Origin of the sequence: Naasia aerilata (assembly GCF_030296595.1) — a bacterium.
Taxonomy (GTDB): domain Bacteria; phylum Actinomycetota; class Actinomycetes; order Actinomycetales; family Microbacteriaceae; genus Naasia; species Naasia aerilata.
This window is the reverse complement of the sequence record NZ_AP027731.1, coordinates 986,703-1,006,943: the sequence shown is the minus strand read 5'-3', so window position 1 is coordinate 1,006,943 and position 20,241 is coordinate 986,703. Positions and strand designations below refer to the sequence as shown.

Here is a 20,241-nt window from a genome sequence, read left to right as displayed (position 1 = left end):
AGTCGGGCCTCCTCGCCGGACGCCGATCCGAGGATCCGTCAACCCCTCGCTCTCGGTTCGGGAGCCGCCGCTACGGTCGAGGCATGACGTTCAACGACAACGCGCGCCTCGACCCCAACAAGGTGAAGCGCAGCCGGGGGAGGACCGCGGCGGGCATCGGCGTGGGCGGCGGCGTGGGGGCGATCGCCATCTTCCTCATCTCGCAGCTCCTGGGCGTCGATCTCAGCGGGATCGCGGGCGGCGGAGGCGGCACCGGGCCTGCTCCCTCAGAGGACCAGTCGCTCGAGCAGTGCGACACCGGACAGGATGCGAACGCCTCCATCGACTGCCGCATGGTCGGCGCGGCCACGGCGCTCGACGACTACTGGGCCGCGGAGGCCCCGTCCCTCGGCATCGACAACTACTTCACTCCGGACTTCATCCTGTTCACCGGGCAGCAGGACACCGGATGCGGCGCGGCCACGTCCGCCGTCGGACCCTTCTACTGCCCTCCGGACACGACCGTGTACCTCGACACCGGCTTCTACGACGACCTCACGAACAAGTACGGGGCGAGCGGTGGACCGCTGGCGCAGCTCTACGTCGTCGCGCACGAGTGGGGTCACCACATCCAGAACCTCACCGGGGCACTTCAGGCGTCGCAGAGCGGCGAGACCGGGCCGTCGTCGGGCAGCGTCCGCGTGGAGCTGCAGGCGGACTGCTACGCGGGCGCCTGGGCGGCGGCCGCCTCCCGGACCGAGGATGCCTCGGGCACCCCGTTCCTCGAGCCCATCACCGATGCGCAGATCGCTGACGCGCTGAGCGCCGCATCGGCCGTGGGCGACGACCGGATCCAGGGGACGGACGCGCACTCCGAGACCTGGACGCATGGCTCCAGCGAGAAGCGGCAGCAGTGGTTCCTCAGCGGATACCAGAACGGTCCCGAGGGCTGCGACACGTTCTCGCCCGCGACCCCGTGACGCGTCCGCCACAATGAACTCATGAGTGCCTCCGGAGGAACCCGCGCCATCATCGCCGCGCTTGCCGCGAACCTCGGCATCGCCGCGACCAAGTTCATCGCCGCCTTCTTCTCGGGGTCCGCGTCGATGCTCGCTGAGGGCGTGCACTCGCTGGCCGACTCGGCCAACCAGCTGCTCCTGCTGCTCGGCGGGCGCCGCTCGCGCCGGGCCCCCACCGCGGAACACCCGTTCGGCTACGGACGCAGCAGGTACGTCTACGCGTTCGTCGTCGCGATCATCCTGTTCTCGGTCGGCGGCATCTTCTCCTCTACGAGGGCGTCGAGAAGCTGAGCCACCCGGAGCCGCTCGAGATCCCCTGGCTGCCTGTCCTGGTACTCGTCGTCGCCATCGGCCTCGAGTCGTTCTCCTCCGCACCGCCGTGAAGGAGTCGAACCACTCGCGGGGCGACCAGTCCTGGGTCCAGTTCATCCGGCGTGCGAAGGCGCCGGAGCTTCCCGTCGTGCTGCTCGAGGACGTCGCGGCGCTCGTCGGCCTCGTGCTCGCCCTCCTCGGCGTCGGCTTGACCTGGATCACCGGCGACGCCCTCTGGGACGGGCTCGGCACCATCGCCATCGGCCTGCTCCTCATCGCGGTTGCGGTCGTGCTCGGCATGGAGACCAGCAGCCTGCTGGTGGGCGAGGGGGCGACCTCCGCCGACGTCGCGAAGATCACGGCGGCGATCACCGACGGCCCCGAGGTCGACCGCATCATCCACGCGAAGACGCTCTACCTCGGTCCCGACGAGCTGCTCGTCGCCGCGAAGGTGTCGATGGCCCCCGAGGTGCCGCTGGCCGACATCTCGGAGCGGATCGACGCCGTGGAGGCGCGCGTGCGCGCCGCGGTGCCGGTCGCCCGCGTCATCTACCTGGAGCCCGCGGTCTACCAGCCGGCCGACGCCTCGGTGTCCTGAGGTGCGCACGCTCTACCCGCCCGTCGAGCCGTACGACAGCGGCTGGCTCGACGTGGGGGATGGCCAGCAGGTCTACTGGGAGGCGGTCGGCAACCCGGACGGCAAGCCCGCCGTGTTCCTGCACGGCGGACCGGGTGGGGATCCTCGCCCGACCACCGTCGGCTCTTCGACCCGGCGCGCTACCGCGTGATCCTCATCGATCAGCGCGGCTGCGGCCGGAGCCGCCCGCATGCGAGCGAGTCGGGCGACCTCTCCGCCAACACCACCTGGCACCTGGTCGCGGACATCGAGCGCGTCCGGGAGGCCCTGGGGATCGAGCGCTGGCTCGTGCTCGGCGGCTCCTGGGGCAGCTCGCTCGCGCTGGCGTATGCGGAGACGCATCCCGACCGGGTGACGGAGCTCGTGCTGCGCGGGATCTTCACGCTGCGCGCGTCGGAGCTGGACTGGTTCTACGAAGGCGGGGCGGCTGCCCTGTTCCCCGACCTCTGGGAGGGCTTCCTGGCTCCGGTGCCGGAGGCCGAGCGCGGCAACCTCATCGCTGCGTACTCGCGCCTGCTCAGCGATCCCGACCCGCTCGTGCACGGACCCGCGGCGGTCGCCTGGTCGACGTGGGAGGCGTCCACCATCACCCTGCTTCCGCGGCCCGAGGTCGTCGCCGCCTTCGCCGAGCCGCGGTACGCCCTGGCCTTCGCCCGCATCGAGAACCACTACTTCGTGCACGGCGGCTGGTTCGAGGAGGAGCAGCTCGTCCGCGATGCCGGTCTCCTCCGCGACATCCCGGGAGTCATCGTGCAGGGCAGGTACGACATCTGCACGCCGCCGACGACCGCGTGGGACCTGCACCGCGCGTGGCCGGAGGCGGAGCTGCGGATGATCCCGGACGCCGGCCACGCGTACGACGAGCCGGGCATCCTGGACGCACTGATCGAGGCGACCGACCGCTTCGCGAGCAGCTGACCGGCACCAACGCGGCAGGGTGGCCGCCATCGCAACCCCGGGACGCGAGTCGGCGGGCGCCCGGTGGTCCTGCCACACTGGGAGCGCGCATCGCCGCAGGAAGAAGGTCACCATGACCAGCACCCCCACCTCCTCGAGTCCCGTCGGCACGCTGGCGTGGATGGCCAGGATCCACCGCGGTCAGATCGTCGCCGTCGCGGTGGTGGGTCTCCTGCTCGGCGTCATCGGTCTGCTCTTCCCCGGCGCGACCCTGTACACGGTCGCCGTCCTCTTCGGCAGCTTCCTCGTCGCGACCGGCATCTTCCGCATCATGTCCGCCGTCATCGCGGCCGAGCTCACCGTTCCGCTGCGCTGGCTCAACGCGGTGCTCGGCGCACTCGTCGTCATCGCCGGCATCCTGTGCCTGTCGAACCCGTTCCGCTCACTCGTCGTGCTCGCCATCGTGATCGGCCTCGGCTGGATCGCGGACGGGCTGGTCGACCTGCTCGCCGGCGTGCGGGGCGCCATCCACCCCCGCTGGTTCGGCTTCGTGAGCGGCATCGTCTCGATCGCGGCCGGCGTCGCGATGTTCGTGCTCCCCGCGGCGGGCCTCGCCGCACTCGTCAGCATCGGAGCGGTCCTGCTCATCATCGTGAGCCTCACGACCCTCCTGATGATCCCCCGCAGAGCCAAGACGGCCTGAAAGGAACTCCATGACCCGCATCCTGTCCTCCATCACCGAGGCCTTCGGCAAGACCCCGCTCGTGCGCCTCAACCGCGTGACCGACGGCGCGGAGGCGACCGTGGTCGCGAAGCTCGAGTTCTACAACCCGTCGGCGAGCGTCAAGGACCGCATCGGCGTCGCCATCGTCGAGGCCGCCGCGGCCTCCGGTGAGCTGAAGCCCGGCGGCACCATCGTCGAGGCCACGAGCGGCAACACCGGTATCGCCCTCGCCATGGTGGGTGCGGCGCGGGGCTACAAGGTCATCCTCACCATGCCGGAGACCATGAGCATCGAGCGGCGCATGCTTCTCCGTGCATATGGTGCGGAGCTGGTGCTCACGCCCGGGTCCGAGGGCATGCGCGGCGCGGTGAACAAGGTCGAGGAGATCATCGCAAGCACGCCGGGCGCCATCCGTGCGCGCCAGTTCGAGAACGAGGCGAACCCTGCCGTGCACCGCGCCACGACGGGCCCCGAGGTGTGGGAGGACACGGAAGGCGCCGTGGACATCTTCGTCGCCGGCATCGGCACGGGCGGCACGATCACCGGCGCGGGCGGCTTCCTCAAGGAGCAGAAGCCCGGGCTGCAGGTCGTCGCCGTCGAGCCGAAGGAGTCGCCGATCCTCAACGGCGGCCAGCCCGGCCCGCACAAGATCCAGGGGATCGGCGCGAACTTCGTTCCCGAGATTCTCGACCGCACCGTCTACGACGAGGTGATCGACGTGGACATCACGGAGTCCGTCGCGATGGCACGCCGCCTCGCCGCCGAGGAGGGCATCCTCGCGGGCATCTCCTCGGGCGCCACCGTGCACGCCGCTGTCCAGCTCGCCAAGCGCCCCGAGAACGCGGGGAAGACCATCGTGGTCGTCGTGGCGAGCTACGGCGAGCGGTACCTCTCGACGGTGCTCTACGCGGACCTCGCCGACTGAGTTGGGCGTCCGCGAAGACATCTCAAGCGCGATGGCGCGCGACCCGGCGGCCCGCAGCCGGGCCGAGGTCGGCCTGCTCTACCCCGGCCTGCACGCCCTCTGGGCGCACCGGGTCAGCTCGCGGCTCTGGCGCCTGGGGCTCCGCCTGCCGGCGCGGATGCTGTCCCAGTTCGCCCGCTTCCTCACCGGGATCGAGATCCACCCCGGCGCCCGCATCGGCCGCCGGCTGTTCATCGACCACGGCATGGGCGTCGTCATCGGCGAGACCGCGGAGGTCGGCGACGACGTGCTGATGTACCACGGGGTCACCCTGGGCGGCACGAGCCTCCGCCACGAGAAGCGCCATCCGACAGTCGGCGACCGGGTGGTGATCGGCGCGGGAGCCACGCTCCTCGGGCCGGTCGTCATCGGCTCGGACACCCTCATCGGCGCGGGCGCGGTGGTCCTGCACGACGCCCCGCCGCACTCCCTCCTCGTCGGAGTGCCCGCAGTCGTGCGTCCCCGCCGCGCCGACGCGGACATCGCCCGGGGCTGACCTCTGCGGCACCCGACCGGATCCCGCGCCTCCTGACCGAATTCCCGGCCCCCTGACCAAATCAAGGAGAACCGGCCCCCGAGGCGCCCAGAAGCGCATCCGCCGGCCGCCGAAGGCCCGCTTCTCCTTGACTCGGTCAGCGCCTGCAGGACGGGACGCTCAGCCCTTCGACGTGCGGCCCCGGATGGCCGCGAACGCGAGCGCCGCGGCGCCGACGACCCCGGCGACGCCGGCCGCCTTCCGGCGGTTCGTGCGCTTGCCGCCCTCCCAGCCGCCGCCGACCTCCGGATCGGACGCGTCCTCAAACGGCTCGTAGATCGCCGCGGTCGTGTCCTCGGCCGGCGTGTGCCGGGAGAGGTGGGTCTTCTCCACCTGCACCGCCATCTGCGCCTCGACGGTGCCGGGCGAGACCCGGTGCTGCTTGACCATCGCTTTGCCGACGCCGCCCACCACGACCTCGTCCTTGGGGGCGTCCGCGAGAGCGACGATGGCCCGGGCGACCTTGTCGGCGGGGTACACGGGCGGCATCGCCACCACCTGACGGCCGGTGTAGTTGGCGGAGTGCCGGAAGAAGGGGTGTCGATCGTCGCGGGCAGCACCGTGCACACCTTGATCCGCTTGCGGCCCTGCAGCCACATCTCGGAGCGGAGGCTGATGCTCAGCGCGCGGACGGCCGCCTTCGACATGCCATAGGGCGCGGTGTAGGGCTGCGGTACCTCCCCGACGATCGAGGCGACGTTGAGGAGGGTGCCGCGTCCCTGCTCCGTCATGACCTCGAGAGCTGCGCGGGCGCCGTAGACGTAGCCGAGGATGTTGACATCGAGCACCCGCCGGAAGTCGTCGAGCGGCATCTCGAGGAAGGGGCGAAGACCGAGACCGCCGCGTTGTTGACCCACACGTCGATGCGGCCATAGGCGGCGACGGCGGCATCGGCGAGGGCCTGGACCTCGGCATGCACCGTGACGTCGGTCGGGACCGCGGTCGCGCGGCCGCCCCTCGCGGTGCACTCCTCCGCCAGCTCGGTGAGCGCGGGACCCCGGCGGCTCGCGAGCACGACCGACCAGCCCGCGTCGGCGAATCGCAGCGCGGTGGCGCGACCGATTCCGCTCGATGCGCCGGTGATGACGGCCACCCGCTGGCTGCGCGACATCGCTCCTCCTGATCCCGGCCTCGGAGAGGCCTCGGACTCAGGCTCGCCCGACCCCGCGCGGACGGGTAGGGGCTTGCGCTACTCGGCGGCGTCGGTGAGGGAGGCCAGCTCCTCGTCGAGGGTCGGTCCGCGGCGCAGTCGGGGCGTCACGATCCACTCCTCACGTTCCGAGCTCCAGACGAACTCGACCCATACGGCGTACGACCCCGCGGTGAGGTCGACCTGCCCGCAGTACACGGGCTGGGCCGGCAGAACGGTGGTGCGTGCCGGGGGACGGTGGGCTCGTTGCTCAAGGTGGTTCCTCTCGGAGGGCCTGGACGATTGAGAGGAGGCTGGGCCCTCGCAACCCGATCTCGGCGTTGCGACACGCCCACGAAGCATGCCTGTTACACCGGGAGAACCAGCCGAGCCGGCCTGACGCGCGGCGATCCGGCCGACTCCGAGCCCGATTTCCGGTTCGGTCCCTCCCTCTTGCGCGGATCAGGAGATTTCACGCGGATCAGGACCCTCGGCCGGTTTCACACGCCGCTCAGGAGCTTCGGCGGCGTGTCGGGGCCGATTTCCTGATCCGCGCAACGGCGTTACCGCCGCACTGGGGTGCGGTCAGGCGGTGCCGAGCAGGACGGGCCGCACCGCCCGGCGCGGCTCGGCGAGGGCGAGGGCGAGGCGCACCATCTGGTCGTAGTCGAGCTCGCCGCCCTGCCGGTACGCCTCGTCCCACTCGGCCGGCGTGAGGCCTCGCGCGACGAGGTCTCGCCGCCGCTGACCCTCCGCGCCCTCGACCCGCATGAGGTCGAACCCGTAGGGACGTGCGTGCCGGTCGATCGCCCCGTAGAGGATGGCGCCCTCCCGATGGCGCTCCAGCAGGGCGGATGCCGCGGCCAGCACGTAGAGGTGCAGCAGCGGCGAGGTGACCGAGTTGACCCGGCCGGGCAGCGTCAGCTCCAGGCCGGCCCGGGCCGCTCTCGCGGCCTCCGCTCCCCTGCGCATGTCGAGGAGCGTCTTGGACGAGAAGTAGATGGCCGTGACCTCGGCCCAGTTGTGCCCGATCTCGGCGGCGGCGTGCCGTGCCTCGTCGAGTCGGGCGAGCGCGTCGGTGTGCCGGCCGAGTGCGGTGAGCACCGCACCGCGCAGGAGGAGGACGTCCGCGCGCACCCACGGCTCGATGCCAGGGTCGAGCGGCGGTGGGTCGGCGACGGCGGCGAGCGAGGAGACGTCGCCGAACAGGCTCACCCAGTAGTGGTCGTACGCCTCGAACAGCGCGATCCAGCTCGGATCGCCCGAGGCGGCGGCCGCCTCCTGCCCGTGCCGTAGGTGGCGGAGGCTCCCCTCCCGATCGCCCAGCCCGTAGCCGATGTAGGCGACGCCGGCGCAGGCCCTGGCCAGCTCGATCGGGGGGACAGGGCCCGGCAGCTCGAGGGCCGACTCCACGTACCGGCGGCCGTCCAGCAGCAGGCCGCGGCGGGCGAGGTGCCAGGCGATGCCGCCCGTGAGCTGCACCGCCGCCCGCGCGTCGCGACGCGCCAGGATGCGGTCGAGGACGGCGAGGATGTCCGCGCGGCTGGCGGAGAGCCGCGCGTGACCCCCGGGTGCGTCATGCGATCGCAGCAGGGGCCACGTGCGCTCCACGAGGTCGATGTGCCAGGCCTCGTGTCGCGCCTCCCAGGCCTCGCGGTCCGCAGGGGAGAGCTCGGCGGCGGCGAAGCGCCGGACGGATTCGAGCAGACGGTAACGCCGGGTGCCGTCCGCGCTCGCCGCGACCGCGACCAGCGATTTCCTGGCCAGCTCCTCGGTGAGCCGGCGGACGTCGGACCCGACGCAGATCCCCTCCACGGCGTCCAGGGGAAACGGGCCGGCGAACCCGCTCAGCTGTGCCAGCAGGCGCTGCTCCTCCGCGTCGAGGAGGCGGAAGCTCCAGTCGAGGACCGAGGTGAGACTCGCATGCCGCGCGGGTGCTACGCGCGGTGCCGTCAGGTCCTGGTGGGAGTCGATGGCCTCGAGGAGCTCCGGGAGGTCGTAGACGTCGGCCATCGCCGCGATGAGCTCGATCCCGAGCGGCAGCCCGTCCACGCGCTCGCACAGGCGCCGGGCGACCTCCCGGGTCTCGGCGGTCCACGGCCGCGCGGGATCGACGTCGCGCACGCGGTCGATGAGCAGCTCCACAGCGGAGTCGAGCGCCCCGTCGGCCCACGGCGCGATGCGCACGACACGCTCACCCGGAACGCCGAGCGGCTCGCGGCTGGTGGCGAGGATCGCGATGCCCGGGCTCTCCCCGAGCAGCGCGATCGCCAGCTCTCGCACCTCCTCGAGGACGTGCTCGGCGTTGTCGAGGAGGAGCAGCGCGGGGCGGTCGCCGAGGCGGCGCGCAATGCCGGCGGGCGTCGCGGTGGGGGAGCCCAACACGGCTGCGACGGTCTCGAGGACGGTTCCCGGCCGCACGTCGGCCAGCGCGAACATCCATTGCACGCTCTGCGGCGCAGTGCCGGAGTTGCGAGCGGTCTCGACGGCGAGGCGGCTCTTGCCGACGCCGCCCGGCCCGGTCAGGGTGACCAGTCGCGATGCACTCCGGGCCTGTGCGATCGCGACGAGCTCCTCCGTCCGGCCGACCAGCCGCGTGAGCGGGACGGGGACGCCGTGCCGCTCGACCTCGGTGCCTCCGCTCTCCGGCAGGGCCGCCCTCCGCACGATGGAGGTGCGGACCTCCCGGACAGCGGCGGACACGTCGATCCCCGGGCCGCTCTGCAGGGCGGACTCCAGCGCGTCCAACGCGGCGAGCGCGTCGGCCTGACGGCCGAGCTCGTGCAGTGCTCGGGCGAGCGCGACAGCGAGCCCCTCGCGCAGCGGATGCTGGCGGACGAGTGCCTCGAGCCCGCCGACCGCCGCAGCGGGATCTCCCGCCCGCGTCCGAAGGACCGCCAGGCGCTCGGCTCCCGCGACGATCCGCTCGGTCAGCTCCCGGCGGGCGGGCGCCACGAATGCGAAGTCGTCGAGCTCCGGCAGTGCGGGCGCCCCCAGAGCTGCTCGGCCTCCTCGAGGCGCTCCCGGTCCTCCTCGTCGCTGCTTCCCGGGACGCTGAGCAGCGTGCGAAGGCGGACGAGGTCGACGTCGGCCGGGTCGACGGTCAGTCGGTACCCGCCCGCTCCGCGTGCAGGACGGTCCGGAGGGGTCCGGCGCGAAGCACCGAGACCCGGGAGCGCAGCGTGTTCACGGCGGCCGGGGTCGGCTCGCTCCACAGTTCGCGGATTAGAGCCTCGGTGCGCACCAGCTCGCCCGGGGAAAGCGCGAGCCGCGCGAGGAGCGCCGTGGTCACCCCGCCGGGCAGGGGAGCCGGTCGCCGTGCAGGAAGACGGCCACCTCGCCGAGCAGGCGGATCCGGCAGTCCATGCCTCCCGCGGAATCCACGACCGGCACACTATCGACGGGGGTGCGGGACTGTCGAGGGACCTCGGCCACCCTGCGCACGACGACGCGGGGGCATACTGCTCCCGTCGGCGCACGAGGAGGACGGCCATGAAGATGCAGAAGTTCGGACGCCGGGCACGCCGGTCGACGGTGGCCAGCGCGGTCGTCCTGCTCGTCGGGACCCTGGTGGCGCGCAGCCTCGGCTACTCGGTCGGTGGCAGGACGGTGGTCCGGTGTCGCTCGGGCCACCTCTTCACGACCTGGTGGATTCCCGGCATCTCGGTGAAGTCGATCCGCCTCGGCTGGTGGCGACTGCAGCGCTGCCCGGTCGGTCAGCATTGGACTCTCGTGTCGCCCGTGCGCGCGGCCGACCTCTCCGGGCGCGAGCGGCGGAGCGCAGCGCGCCTGGACACTCCCCTTCCCTGACGATGACGGCCGGAATCGTCGGCGTCGGCTACCAGGGCGCGACAGCCGCAGGGCTCGCGGGCTGGCTCGCCGACTCCGGGGTCGGCACACTCGTCGACGTGCGGCTGACCCCGCTGTCCCGGAAGCCCGGGTTCAGCAAGCGAGCGTGGGCCGACATCCTGCGCGAGCACGGGATCGGCTACCTCCATCTGCCCGCGCTCGGCAACCCGAAGGACAACCGGGCCGGCTTCGCCGACGCCCCTGAGACTCCTGCAGGGAGGGAGGCACGGGACCGCTACCGCGCCCTCCTGCGAACGGAGCCGGCGTCAGCGGCCCTCGGCGAGATCGCCGCGCTCGCCGCCGAGCAGCGGGTCGCGCTGCTGTGCTTCGAGCAGAGCGAGGACCACTGCCACCGCGCCGAGGTGCTGCGGGCGGTGCGTGCCCGCCTCGAGGGACCGACGGGCGCCGCCACCTAGCTTGGGGTCGGTGTCGGTGTCGGGCCGCGCCGATACCATCGAACCTGCAGGTGGCCGGACCTGCTCCTGACCCACGAGGGAGCAGCATCGCATGTCCGGCCGTCGTCCCACCTCCAGCTCGCTCCTGCTCAGCTCGAAGGTGCGAGCGCCGGACGACCCCGGCTGCTCGATCCGGGATTGTGCCCGCCCGGTCGCTCCGGACGCACCGCTCGAGCTCTGCGAGCTCCACCTCTCCGTCGCCGGCGACTGGGCTCTGCGGTCCGAGGGAGTCGCGGACCTGCTGCCGACCCCGTGCCGCGCCTGCGGAAGCCGGGTCGGCGTCCGGTATCCGTCGGGCTGGCTCTGCGGGATCTGCGAATGGCGGCTGGGGGAGGTGCTCGACCACGAGCTCCCGCGGCCGCGCGTCGACGTGGTCTACTACCTGCGGTACGCCGACCGCGTGAAGATCGGGACCACCGGGAACCCGCGCCAGCGCTTCGGGCGCATCTGGCACGACGAGCTGCTGGCGTTCGAGCGCGGGGGCCGCGCGCTCGAGCAGCGCCGCCACGGCGAGTTCGCCGCCGACCGCGTGGGCGGCGAGTGGTTCCGGCTGTCGCCCGAAGTGGTGCGGCACGTCGACCTGGTGGCGGCCGGCGTGCACGATCCGTGGGAGCTCTATGCCCGCTGGGTCAGCGAGGCGACGGCGCTCCAGCAGTAGCCCGTGGCGCGCTCAGCGCAGGTAGGCGTCCACGAAGAGGGGGCCGCGGATCTCGCGGAACTCGTCCACGATCGCCGCATACGCGCGCGGATTGAGCGCGCCCAGCTGGAGGTCGTGCGGTCCGAGCTTCTCCAGCTTGCCCGTCCGGATCCGGACGACCTCCCAGCCCGCGGCTCTCGCCGCACGGTCCTTGCGCCGGTCGGCCTCTTCGCGCCGCCCGACGTGCTCGAGCCCGTGCCGCCCGGTGCTGTCGTACTCGACGGCGATCCGCAGCTCCGGGAACAGGATGTCGGGCCAGACCTCGAGGTGGTCGAAGAAGGGGCGCCGCACCCGCACGGCGTTGAAGCCCTCCGTAGAGAGGAGGAGTGCAGTGAGCTCGGCGCGCAACTCCGCCTCCACGGCCGAGGCCGGCTTGGGGGCACAGGTGCTGACGAACGGCTCGCCCACGGGAACGTCCGGCGTCTTGGCGCACAGGTCGACGACGGGGCGCGTGCGCTCCTTCTGGCGGGGAAGCGGGACACCGGCGGCGGCCCATGCACCGACGGGCAGGATGGGCTTCGGCCGGGCGGCGTCGAGGCAATCCGGGCACCAGGAGGAGCGCCGACGCTCGCGCCCGGGCCGGCTGCGCTGCTCCTCGGGCGTCGCCACGAAGATGTGGCCGGAGTCGCACTGCCACTGGAGCAGGACCTCGGCCGCCGGCGGGATCTGGGTCAGCGTGATCCCCGCGTTGAACTCCGGGTGGTACTGCTGGATGAGGACCGGGAACGGGGCCCAGGCCTCCCGGTAGGTGCCGATCGGGTACGGGACGTCCACGCCGCGCGAGAACTGGCGGCGCGCCCACCAGTCCCGGATCGGCTCGGCCACACCGGCACGGTACGCCCCACCCCTGACAGTGGCGGATGAGGCGGACATCGCGCGACCCGGGTGCGGGGTGCGGCTGTCCGGACGACCCGCGGCGGTTCTACGATCGCGCCATGGCTGTCCGTCGCATCGACCATCTCGGGATCACCGTCGCCGACCTCGAGGCCGCCGTCGCCTTCTTCGTCGCTCTGGGGCTGCGGGCCGACTCCCCGATGACCGTCGCCGGCGACTGGGTGGGCCGGGTCAACGGCGTTCCCGGGTCCAGCGTGGAGATGGTGCCCATCCGCATGCCGGGCGGCGACACCTGGCTCGAGGTGTCGCGCTTCCTGAAGCCCGCAGGCGGCGAGCAGGCGGGCGCCGCGGCCATCACCCGCCCCGGCCTCCGCCACTTCGCCCTGGTGGTGGACGACGTGCGCGCCGCCGTGGAGGCGGTGAGGGAGCTGGGGTACGACCTCGTGCGCGAGATCGTCGACTACGAGGGCGTGTACCTCGTCTGCTACGTCCGCGGGCCCGAGGGGATCCTCGTCGAGCTCGCGCAGGAGCTCGACGGCTCCCGGAGCTGAACGGTCGCCGCCGAGGGGCCGTCCAGGACCTTCGCCGGACCATCTGGCACGATCGGGGTGGCGATCGATTCGACGGAGGTTCTGCCATGGTGAAGATCGAAGTGGACCGGACGCAGTGCCAGAACTTCGGAGAGTGCGTTCTCGCGGCTCCGAACGTCTTCTCTCTGAACGCCAAGGACGAGATGGAGTACGTCCCCGTGGCCGACGACTCGGAGCTCGACAATGTCGAGGCGGCGGTCGACGTGTGCCCCATGCAGGCCATCGCGCTGAGGTAGGCGGCCGCGTGAGCGATCCGGTCGTCATCGTCGGGGCGTCCCTCGGAGGGCTGCGCACCGCCGAGGCCCTCCGCCGGTCCGGGTACGCCGGCCCCGTCACGGTCTTCGGCGACGAGCCGCACGCTCCCTACAATCGGCCGCCTCTGTCGAAGGACGTCCTCGCGGGCGGCGAGGTCACTCACGCGGCGGTCGCCTTCCCGCAGCGTGCCGCGACCGCAGATGTCCTCTGGCGGCTCGGAACGCGGATCGGATCGGCGGACCTCGAACGCCGCCGGGTCCGCACCGCGGACGGCGAGGAGGTCGGCTATCGGGCCCTGGTCGTGGCGACGGGGCTCCGTCCCAAGCGGCTCTTCCCGCGCACGGCGGCGCTGGCCGGTGCGTTCGCGCTGCGCACCCTCGACGATGCCGGCGAGCTCAGCGCGGCCCTGACGCCGGGCACGCGGGTGGTGATCGCCGGCTCGGGTTTTGTCGGCTGCGAAGTGGCCGCGACGGCGCGCCAGCTCGGGTGCGAGGTGACCGTGGTGGGCTCCTCGGGGCTTCCGATGCTGGGGCCGCTCGGGGAAGCGCTGGCGGAGGACCTGATGGAGCGGCACGAGCAGCGAGGTGTCTCCTTCCACATGGGGACGCACGTCGCCGAGGTCATCGGCCGAGACCTCGTCGAGGGCGTCCGGCTGGCGGACGGGTCGGAGCTCGCCTGCCAGGTCCTCGTCGAGGCGATCGGCTCGGTGCACAACACCGAGTGGCTGAGCGGGAACGACGTGGACGCCGACCTGGGACTGCGCACCGACTCGGCGATGCGCGTGCTCAGGGTCGATGGCAGTCCCTGGCCAGATGTGTTCGCCGTCGGGGATGTCGCCCGGTTCCCGAACGCCATCTACGGGGACACTCCCGCGTCGATCGAGCACTGGAACATCCCCACCGAGACGGCCAAGCGCGCGGGCCGGGTGCTCGCGCTGCAGCTGGCCGGCGATCCGGGCCTGGCGGATGCGGTCGCCGAGCGGTTCGCCCCGATCCCCTCCTTCTGGAGCGACCAGTACGACATCCGCCTCCTGGCCTACGGCCTGCCGGCGCTGGCCGACCGGGTGGAGCTGCTGGCGGGACGCCGAGGGGAGGACTGCGTGTACGGCTACTTCGTCGGAGCCGAGCTGGTCGGGGTCTGCGGCATCGGCATGCGGTCCGAGGTGATGAGGCACCGCGACGAGGTGTCCCGCTACGGGCAGCTCCCCATCGGCGAGACGGACTGAGCCCGTCGGCGGCCGACCCAGAGTCCTCCCTGCGCAGGTGCACGGCGCGCTAACTTGGGCGCAACTCGAGTCGGAGGAGCGCCCATGGGCACCGTCGTTCTGTATGCATCCGTGTCGGTTGACGGCTTCATCGCCGACGAGAACGACGATCCCGGACCTCTGTTCGACTGGCTGACGGGCGGCGACGTTCCGCTGGACGACAGCGGCGTGCTGAAGGTGTCGCAGGCGTCCCACGACTACGTCCGGGCCTACTGGGATCGGATCGGCGTGACAGTCGCCGGCCGGCACGTCTTCGACATGACGGACGGCTGGGACGGGATCCCGCCGAGCGGAGTCGACCACGTGGTCGTCGTGACGCATCGCCCGGCGCCCGACGGGTGGAACCCGGAGGCGCCGTTCTCCTTCGTCGACGGAATCGAGGCGGCCGTTGCGGAGGCTCAGGAGCTCGCGGGCGACCGCATCGTCGAGGTCGCGGCCGGCGAGGTCGGCGGCCAGGCGCTCGCCGCGGGCCTGATCGACGAGGTGCGGATGGATGTCGTCCCTGTGGTGCTGGGGTCCGGCAAGCGCTACTTCGGGTCCCTCGACGCCCAGCACCTGCTCGAAGACGCGGAGATCGTCCAGGGCGACCGGGTTCTGCACCTGCGCTACCGGGTGCGCCGTCCGAGCTGACCGGGCACGTGCCGACCTGGCTGCGCCTTCACCCGGAGCCCGATCATACCCGGGAACGACGAAAGCCCCGGCGAACCGGGGCTTCGAGAGTGGCTCCGACGGGCGTCGATCCCGTGACCTCACGATTTTCAGTCGTGCGCTCTACCAACTGAGCTACAGAGCCGAAGGGCCGGACTGAACCGGCCCCTTCGAGGCGGCTTCCGCCGCTTCCGCGACCCTGACGGGACTTGAACCCGCGACCTCCGCCGTGACAGGGCGGCACGCTAACCAGCTGCGCTACAGGGCCTTGCTTGTGTGAGTCCCAGTCTAGAGGAACGTGACCCCAACGGGATTCGAACCCGTGTTATCGCCGTGAAAGGGCGACGTCCTAGGCCGCTAAACGATGGGGCCGAGATCTCTATGAGGAACTCAACGACGGTCAAGCATAGGGCACGGGGAAGGGGGAGCCAACTCGACGACGGCACGCCGGGCGTCCCGGCGATTGGGGGTTGCGCGGCGAGGCGGGCGGGGACCCCCACGAACGGGGAGTTACGGTCAACTCGCACTTGAGGGTTTACTGACACCTGGGGGTGATCGGCGTGCGCGTGCGTGCTCATGTGCGTCGACTGGGGGCAGTGGCTCTCGTCGTCGCTGCGGTTCTGGTCGGGACGACCTCCCCTGCGTGGGCCGTCGACTATCCCAGCTGGGACGACGTCCAGAACGCCAAGAACAACGAGACGGCCAAGCAGGCCGAGATCGTGCGCATCGAAGGCCTCATCGCTGAGCAGCAGAAGCAGGTCGAGGCTGCGCAGGCGGTCGCGGACCAGCGCGGCGCCGAGTACCAGGTTGCCCAGGACGCGTTCGACGCGGCCGACTTCAAGGCGACGTCGCTGCAGCAGCAGGCCGACGCGAGCCAGGCGAGCGCGGACCACGCGAACGCCCGCGCCGGCCTTCTCGCCGCGCAGCTCTACCGCTCCGGCGGAGGCGCCGAGCTCAGCGCCAACCTGTTCCTCGAGAACAGCGGCGGGGCGGACCAGCTCCTCGCCCGCCTCGGCCAGGCCAGCAAGCTCACCCAGATCAACGAGGGCGTCTACGCGGCCGCGCTCGCGGCGAAGAACACCGCGCAGTCCCTCACCGACCAGGCCGCCGTCGCCCGGGATGAGCGGGAGAAGCTCCGCGTCGAGGCCGAGAAGAAGATGCAGGAGGCGATCGCCGCCTCCGACGCCGCCCAGCAGGTCCTCGCCGACCAGCAGGCCACGAACATCATGCTCGAGCAGCAGCTCGAGGCACTCAAGGACGTCACCGCGAAGACGACGGCGGAGTACCAGGCGGGCGTCGAGGCCAAGCGCAAGGCGGCCGAGGCCGCTGCCGCCGCAGCCGCCGCCGGCTCGGGAAGCTCGGGCGACTGGGGACAGCTGAGCGACCAGGGCTGGGCGGTGCCCGCCTACGGACGCATCACCGACACCTACGGGTATCGGCCCGGCCAGCCGGCAGGGGCGAACGCCTTCCACCGCGGCACCGACATCGGGGCCAGCTGCTCGTCGGACATCTATGCGGCGACTGGGGGCACGGTCACCTACGCCGGCCCCAACGGCACGTACGGCAACTTCGTCCTCATCGACCACGGCAGCGGCGTGAGCACGGGCTACGCGCACATCCGCAGCGGCGGCATCTTCGTCGGCGTCGGCGACTGGGTGGACGCGGGCCAGAACATCGCCTCCGTCGGCTCCACCGGCGCCTCCACCGGCTGCCACCTGCACTTCGAGGTGCGCATCAACGGCAGCGCGATCGATGCGGAGCCTTTCATGCGGGATCGCGGAGCCGAGCTTGGCTGAGCGGCGCCGCCGCCTCGGCCGCAAGTATCGGCCCGAGATGGCCTTATCGGCCGTCGCCATCGGCGCCGTCACGGCGTCCGTCGGCGTCAATGCGGCCACGGCGAGCCCGGACTACCCGACCTGGGACGAGGTGCAGGACGCTCAGCGCAGCCAGGCCTCCGCCCAGGCGGAGATCGACGCCCTCAACGGGCTGCTCACCGGGCTCGAGAACGCCGCCGCGGAAGCCGGCAAGCAGCAGCAGATCGCGGCCGAGAAGTACCACGTCCTGCAGGATGCCGTGGACGCTGCGACGGCTCGCGAGGCTGAGCTGGCCAAGAGCGCGGCTGCGGCGAAGGAGCGCGCCAAGGTCTCCAAGATGCGTGCCGGACTGCTCGCGGCCCACCTCGCGCGGGCGGCGGGCGGCGACGTGAATCTCAGCCTCGCGCTCGGCGGCGACACCAGCGGACTCCTCGACCAGCTGAGCGCCATGGGCAAGCTCACCGAGCAGTCCCAGGGCATCTACTCCGCTGCGATGGCGGACAGCAACCTCGCGGAGTCGCTCAAGGGGCAGGCGGAGTCGGCGAAGACCGAGCGGCAGAAGCTCGCCGGGGACGCACAGAAGGCTCTCGCCACCGCGAACGAGGCCGCCGGCCAGGCGCAGTCCGCCCTCGCGGACCAGCAGACCCGCCAGGCGCAGCTCTTCGCCCAGCTCGCCACGCTCAAGAACACCACAGCCGAGGCCGAGGCGGCGTACCGCCGGGAGCAGACCGCTGCGGCGACGCAGACCAGGTCCACCGGCGGCTCCGCCTCCGGTGCGTCGTCCGGCGGCTCGGCACCCTCGGGAGGCACGGCACCGGCCGCCCCCGCGGCTCCTGCGACGCCGGCACCGGCGGCACCCGCGGCTCCGGCCGCTCCGGCCGCGCCGTCCGGCGGCACGCCCGACCCCTCGCCCAACGCGGTCAGCACGGCGCTCGCCTTCGCCCGCGCCCAGCTCGGCGACATGTACGTGCTCAACGGCTACGGTCCCGACCAGTGGGACTGCTCCGGCCTCACGAAGGCCTCATATGCTGCCGCCGGCATCTACATCGGCACCCACTCCGCGACGAACCAGTACAACTACGCGGCGAACAACGGCCGGCTCGTTCCGTGGTCCGAGCGCCAGGCCGGTGACCTCATCTTCTTCACCGACGGGGGTGGCGACATGTACCACGTCGCCATCTACTCGGGCGGCGGCATGATGGTCGAGGCGCCCCGGGAGGGCGTCCCGGTCCGCGAGACCCCGGTGCGCAACACCGACCGCGTCGACTACGTGGCCCGCCCCAGCGCCTGAGCCCCAGCTCCGCTCCGCTGCTTGCGCGGATCAGGAGATTGCACGCGGATCAGGACGACCGGCGCATTTCGCACGCGGATCAGGATCTTCGGCGGAGTGTCGCGGCGGTTTTCCTGATCCGCGCGAATTCCGCCTTAGGGACAGGCCCCTAGGAGGCGTGCTCCCCGGAGTCCTCGAGCCGGGCGATTGCCTCGACGACGAGCTGCTCGGCGACCTCGCGGCCGTCCCAGCCCTCGACCTTGACCCACTTGCCGGGCTCCAGGTCCTTGTAGTGGGCGAAGAAGTGCTCGAGCTCGTTGCGGATCTGCTGCGGCACGTCGTCCAGGTCCTGGATGTGCGACCAGCGCGGGTCCTTGTAGGGGACGGCGAGGATCTTCTCGTCCATGCCGGCCTCGTCGCTCATCTTGAGCACGGCGACGGGGCGCACCTTCACGCCGACGCCCGGGAACAGCGGGTACTCGAGCAGCACGAGCGCGTCCAGCGGGTCGCCGTCGCCGCCGAGGGTGTTCTCGAAGAAGCCGTAGTCGACGGGGTACACGAAGTTCGTGAACAGCACGCGGTCGAGGTAGACCCGACCGGTCTCGTGGTCGACCTCGTACTTGTTCCGGCTCCCCTTGGGGATCTCGATGACGACGTCGTAGTCGGCCATGTGCGTCGGCTCTCCTCGTGCTGGATGACGGCGGGCGGGGCCCCGCGGGACGCAATAACGTTAGTGGATGCCCTCCCGGCCCCGCCTGACGCCGGCCGTCGCCGACACCCGCCGCGCAGTCCGCGCCGCCCTCGGACCGCTGGGGCCCGGCGAGGACCGGCTGCTGCTCGTCGCACTGAGCGGCGGAGCGGACTCTCTCGCCCTCGCCGCCGCGACCGCGTTCGAGGCGCCGCGCGCGGGCTTCCGGGCCGGCGCGGTCGTCGTCGACCACGGCCTTCAGGAGGGCTCGGCGCAGGTCGCCGCGGCCGCCGCCGAGGCCGCGCGGGCGCTCGGCCTGGACCCGGTGCAGGTCCGACCGGTGCGGGTGGACGGGGAGGCGGACCTGAGGCGGCCGCCCGTGCTGCGCGCCACGGGGCGCTTCAGGCCGCACTCGAGGAGACCGGCGCGGTCCGCGTCCTGCTGGCGCACACCCGCAGCGATCAGGCGGAGACCGTGCTGCTCGGGCTCGCCCGCGGCTCGGGCCCCGATTCCCTCGCCGGCATGCGCGCCGATGCGCCCCCGTACCTCCGGCCGCTGCTCGGCGTCCCGCGCGCGACGACCGAGGCGGCGTGCGCGGACCTGGGGCTCGAACCCTGGCATGACCCGCACAACACCGACGAGCGATATCTGCGCGTCCGCGTCCGCCGGACGATCCTGCCTCTGCTCGAGCGCGAACTGGGCCCGGGCGTCGCGGACGCCCTGGCGCGGACGGCCGATCAGCTGCGCGAGGACGCCGCCGCGCTCGACGCCCTGGCGGAGGAGTGGGTCGAGGAGATCGCCGAGCACTCGGAGGCGGGCATCGCCCTCCCGGTCGCCGCTCTCGAGTCGAACCCGCCGGCCCTCCGCCACCGCGTGATCCGCCTCGCGGTCGAGGGGGAGTTCGGCGTGACCCCGACCCGCGCGCAGACGGTGGCGGTCGCCCGGCTCGTCAGCGACTGGCACGGGCAGGGAGGCGTCGACCTGCCCGGCGTTACAGTGGAGCGCCGGGAGGGCCTGCTGCGCTTCTCGGCCGCACCGGGCGGGGGAACCGCCGCCGCGTCCGCGCTCGAAGCCGACTCCCCGCCCCACGACTCTGGAGGAACGCCGTCCGATGATCCCCGCTGACGTCGAGAACGACCTGGTCCGGCTCCTCCTCACCGAGGAGCAGATCCGGGGGCGGATCGCGGAGATGTGCCGCGAGATCGAGCGCGACTACGCGGGCGAGGATCTGCTGCTGGTCGGCGTCCTCCGCGGCGCCGTCATGGTCATGGCCGACCTCGCGCGCGAGCTGACCCTGCCGATCGAGATGGACTGGATGGCGGTGAGCTCCTACGGCTCCGGCACGAAGTCCTCCGGCGTCGTCCGCATCCTGAAGGACCTCGACAGCGACCTGCACGACCGGCACGTCCTCATCGTCGAGGACATCATCGACTCGGGGCTGACCCTCTCCTGGCTCCTCGACAACCTCCGCTCCCGGGGTCCGGCATCCGTCGAGGTCGCCGCGCTCCTGCGCAAGCCGGATGCCATGAAGATGCGCGTCGACCCCCGCTACATCGGCTTCGACATCCCCAACGAGTTCGTCGTCGGCTACGGCCTGGACTACGCCGAGAGGTACCGGAATCTCCGCGGCGTGGGCGTCCTCGCCCCTCACGTGTACTCCACCCCCTCCCAATAGGGGGCG

20 protein-coding genes, 3 tRNA genes and 4 pseudogenes are annotated in these 20,241 nt (G+C 72.0%); 17 read left to right on the top strand and 10 right to left on the bottom strand.

The features are described from left to right. Nucleotides 1-83 precede the first annotated feature (83 nt). From ypfJ to epsC, 6 genes and pseudogenes are all read left to right on the top strand, one after another. Nucleotides 84-959, top strand: coding sequence for a KPN_02809 family neutral zinc metallopeptidase (gene ypfJ, locus QUE51_RS05485; RefSeq protein WP_286278604.1), 876 nt, complete (start codon nt 84-86; stop codon nt 957-959). A 21-nt stretch (nt 960-980) separates the two neighbouring features. After that, nucleotides 981-1,908 (top strand): annotated as a pseudogene (locus QUE51_RS05480) (cation diffusion facilitator family transporter). Nucleotide 1,909: 1 nt separating this feature from the next. Next, nucleotides 1,910-2,865: pseudogene (pip, locus tag QUE51_RS05475) on the top strand (prolyl aminopeptidase). Between the two features lie 112 nt (nt 2,866-2,977). Then, a complete protein-coding gene (locus QUE51_RS05470; RefSeq protein WP_286278603.1) occupies nt 2,978-3,547 on the top strand; it encodes an HdeD family acid-resistance protein in 570 nt (189 codons plus the stop codon). Between the two features lie 10 nt (nt 3,548-3,557). Further along, on the top strand, nt 3,558-4,493 hold the full coding sequence (gene cysK / locus QUE51_RS05465) for a cysteine synthase A (protein WP_286278602.1): 936 nt from the start codon (nt 3,558-3,560) through the stop codon (nt 4,491-4,493). Nucleotide 4,494: 1 nt separating this feature from the next. Further along, on the top strand, nt 4,495-5,028 hold the full coding sequence (gene epsC / locus QUE51_RS05460; RefSeq protein WP_286278601.1) for a serine O-acetyltransferase EpsC: 534 nt from the start codon (nt 4,495-4,497) through the stop codon (nt 5,026-5,028). A 159-nt stretch (nt 5,029-5,187) separates the two neighbouring features. Here epsC and QUE51_RS05455 read toward each other — a convergent pair whose 3' ends face one another. The 5 genes and pseudogenes from QUE51_RS05455 to QUE51_RS05435 form a co-directional block, all read right to left on the bottom strand. After that, nucleotides 5,188-5,634 (bottom strand): hypothetical protein, encoded by a 447-nt coding sequence (locus QUE51_RS05455; protein ID WP_286278600.1) that lies wholly within the window; start codon nt 5,632-5,634, stop codon nt 5,188-5,190. A 5-nt stretch (nt 5,635-5,639) separates the two neighbouring features. After that, nucleotides 5,640-6,178, bottom strand: a pseudogene (locus QUE51_RS05450) (SDR family NAD(P)-dependent oxidoreductase); the annotation flags it as partial. Between the two features lie 78 nt (nt 6,179-6,256). Beyond that, nucleotides 6,257-6,415 (bottom strand): hypothetical protein, encoded by a 159-nt coding sequence (locus QUE51_RS05445; protein WP_286278599.1) that lies wholly within the window; start codon nt 6,413-6,415, stop codon nt 6,257-6,259. Between the two features lie 366 nt (nt 6,416-6,781). Continuing rightward, nucleotides 6,782-9,178 carry an ATP-binding protein gene (locus QUE51_RS05440; protein WP_286279264.1) on the bottom strand — a complete coding sequence of 799 codons (2,397 nt, stop codon included), beginning with the start codon at nt 9,176-9,178 and terminating at the stop codon, nt 6,782-6,784. Nucleotides 9,179-9,299: 121 nt separating this feature from the next. After that, nucleotides 9,300-9,488, bottom strand: a complete 189-nt coding sequence (locus QUE51_RS05435) for a helix-turn-helix domain-containing protein (RefSeq protein WP_286278598.1) — start codon at nt 9,486-9,488, stop codon at nt 9,300-9,302. 200 nt (nt 9,489-9,688) lie between these two features. Between QUE51_RS05435 and QUE51_RS05430 the strand changes: the two genes are divergently transcribed. The 3 genes from QUE51_RS05430 (at nt 9,689) to QUE51_RS05420 (ending at nt 11,158) form a co-directional block, all read left to right on the top strand. After that, the gene (locus tag QUE51_RS05430; RefSeq protein ID WP_286278597.1) at nt 9,689-10,006 is read left to right on the top strand and encodes a hypothetical protein; all 318 of its coding nucleotides are present in this window, start codon (nt 9,689-9,691) and stop codon (nt 10,004-10,006) included. A 2-nt stretch (nt 10,007-10,008) separates the two neighbouring features. Then, nucleotides 10,009-10,461: a DUF488 domain-containing protein gene (locus QUE51_RS05425; protein ID WP_286278596.1), complete on the top strand. Its 453-nt coding sequence runs from the start codon at nt 10,009-10,011 to the stop codon at nt 10,459-10,461. A 91-nt stretch (nt 10,462-10,552) separates the two neighbouring features. Continuing rightward, complete coding sequence (locus QUE51_RS05420) at nt 10,553-11,158, top strand: GIY-YIG nuclease family protein (protein ID WP_286278595.1); 606 nt, start codon at nt 10,553-10,555, stop codon at nt 11,156-11,158. Between the two features lie 12 nt (nt 11,159-11,170). Here QUE51_RS05420 and QUE51_RS05415 read toward each other — a convergent pair whose 3' ends face one another. Then, entirely contained in the window at nt 11,171-12,022 is an 852-nt protein-coding gene (locus tag QUE51_RS05415) for a zinc-ribbon domain-containing protein (protein WP_286278594.1), read from the bottom strand. Between the two features lie 110 nt (nt 12,023-12,132). Here QUE51_RS05415 and QUE51_RS05410 point away from each other — a divergent pair, with 110 nt between their 5' ends. The 4 genes from QUE51_RS05410 to QUE51_RS05395 all read left to right on the top strand — a co-directional run bounded on the left by QUE51_RS05410 (nt 12,133) and on the right by QUE51_RS05395 (nt 14,770). Further along, on the top strand, nt 12,133-12,582 hold the full coding sequence (locus tag QUE51_RS05410) for a VOC family protein (protein ID WP_286278593.1): 450 nt from the start codon (nt 12,133-12,135) through the stop codon (nt 12,580-12,582). Nucleotides 12,583-12,668: 86 nt separating this feature from the next. Beyond that, nucleotides 12,669-12,857: a ferredoxin gene (locus QUE51_RS05405; protein WP_286278592.1), complete on the top strand. Its 189-nt coding sequence runs from the start codon at nt 12,669-12,671 to the stop codon at nt 12,855-12,857. Between the two features lie 8 nt (nt 12,858-12,865). Next, a complete protein-coding gene (locus tag QUE51_RS05400) occupies nt 12,866-14,101 on the top strand; it encodes an NAD(P)/FAD-dependent oxidoreductase (protein WP_286278591.1) in 1,236 nt (411 codons plus the stop codon). Nucleotides 14,102-14,185: 84 nt separating this feature from the next. After that, a complete protein-coding gene (locus QUE51_RS05395) occupies nt 14,186-14,770 on the top strand; it encodes a dihydrofolate reductase family protein (protein WP_286278590.1) in 585 nt (194 codons plus the stop codon). Nucleotides 14,771-14,860: 90 nt separating this feature from the next. On the opposite strand, the gene QUE51_RS05390 is transcribed toward QUE51_RS05395, so the two are convergent. From QUE51_RS05390 to QUE51_RS05380, 3 genes are all read right to left on the bottom strand, one after another. Beyond that, nucleotides 14,861-14,933: transfer RNA gene (locus tag QUE51_RS05390), tRNA-Phe, on the bottom strand. A 49-nt stretch (nt 14,934-14,982) separates the two neighbouring features. Next, nucleotides 14,983-15,056: transfer RNA gene (locus tag QUE51_RS05385), tRNA-Asp, on the bottom strand. Between the two features lie 31 nt (nt 15,057-15,087). Beyond that, nucleotides 15,088-15,160: transfer RNA gene (locus tag QUE51_RS05380), tRNA-Glu, on the bottom strand. A 224-nt stretch (nt 15,161-15,384) separates the two neighbouring features. On the opposite strand from QUE51_RS05380, the gene QUE51_RS05375 reads away from it, so the two are divergent. After that, on the top strand, nt 15,385-16,584 hold the full coding sequence (locus tag QUE51_RS05375) for a peptidoglycan DD-metalloendopeptidase family protein (protein WP_286278588.1): 1,200 nt from the start codon (nt 15,385-15,387) through the stop codon (nt 16,582-16,584). A 37-nt stretch (nt 16,585-16,621) separates the two neighbouring features. After that, on the top strand, nt 16,622-17,893 hold the full coding sequence (locus tag QUE51_RS05370) for an NlpC/P60 family protein (RefSeq protein WP_286278587.1): 1,272 nt from the start codon (nt 16,622-16,624) through the stop codon (nt 17,891-17,893). Between the two features lie 148 nt (nt 17,894-18,041). On the opposite strand, the gene QUE51_RS05365 is transcribed toward QUE51_RS05370, so the two are convergent. After that, nucleotides 18,042-18,542 (bottom strand): inorganic diphosphatase, encoded by a 501-nt coding sequence (locus QUE51_RS05365; RefSeq protein WP_286278586.1) that lies wholly within the window; start codon nt 18,540-18,542, stop codon nt 18,042-18,044. Between the two features lie 67 nt (nt 18,543-18,609). On the opposite strand from QUE51_RS05365, the pseudogene tilS reads away from it, so the two are divergent. Both tilS and hpt read left to right on the top strand, forming a co-directional pair. Next, nucleotides 18,610-19,685, top strand: a pseudogene (tilS, locus tag QUE51_RS05360) (tRNA lysidine(34) synthetase TilS). After that, on the top strand, nt 19,672-20,235 hold the full coding sequence (gene hpt / locus QUE51_RS05355; protein WP_286278585.1) for a hypoxanthine phosphoribosyltransferase: 564 nt from the start codon (nt 19,672-19,674) through the stop codon (nt 20,233-20,235). Before tilS ends, hpt begins: the two are co-directional and overlap by 14 nt. The last annotated feature ends 6 nt before the right edge of the window (nt 20,236-20,241 follow it).

Bases quoted from the DNA above. Each gene is read 5' to 3' on its own strand.
- ypfJ (WP_286278604.1), top strand. From the start codon at position 84: ATGACGTTCAACGACAACGCGCGCCTCGACCCCAACAAGGTGAAGCGC.
- QUE51_RS05470 (WP_286278603.1), top strand. From the start codon at position 2,978: ATGACCAGCACCCCCACCTCCTCGAGTCCCGTCGGCACGCTGGCGTGG.
- cysK (WP_286278602.1), top strand. From the start codon at position 3,558: ATGACCCGCATCCTGTCCTCCATCACCGAGGCCTTCGGCAAGACCCCG.
- QUE51_RS05430 (WP_286278597.1), top strand. From the start codon at position 9,689: ATGAAGATGCAGAAGTTCGGACGCCGGGCACGCCGGTCGACGGTGGCC.
- QUE51_RS05425 (WP_286278596.1), top strand. From the start codon at position 10,009: ATGACGGCCGGAATCGTCGGCGTCGGCTACCAGGGCGCGACAGCCGCA.
- QUE51_RS05420 (WP_286278595.1), top strand. From the start codon at position 10,553: ATGTCCGGCCGTCGTCCCACCTCCAGCTCGCTCCTGCTCAGCTCGAAG.
- QUE51_RS05410 (WP_286278593.1), top strand. From the start codon at position 12,133: ATGGCTGTCCGTCGCATCGACCATCTCGGGATCACCGTCGCCGACCTC.
- QUE51_RS05405 (WP_286278592.1), top strand. From the start codon at position 12,669: ATGGTGAAGATCGAAGTGGACCGGACGCAGTGCCAGAACTTCGGAGAG.
- QUE51_RS05395 (WP_286278590.1), top strand. From the start codon at position 14,186: ATGGGCACCGTCGTTCTGTATGCATCCGTGTCGGTTGACGGCTTCATC.
- QUE51_RS05370 (WP_286278587.1), top strand. From the start codon at position 16,622: ATGGCCTTATCGGCCGTCGCCATCGGCGCCGTCACGGCGTCCGTCGGC.
- QUE51_RS05365 (WP_286278586.1), bottom strand. From the start codon at position 18,542: ATGGCCGACTACGACGTCGTCATCGAGATCCCCAAGGGGAGCCGGAAC.
- hpt (WP_286278585.1), top strand. From the start codon at position 19,672: ATGATCCCCGCTGACGTCGAGAACGACCTGGTCCGGCTCCTCCTCACC.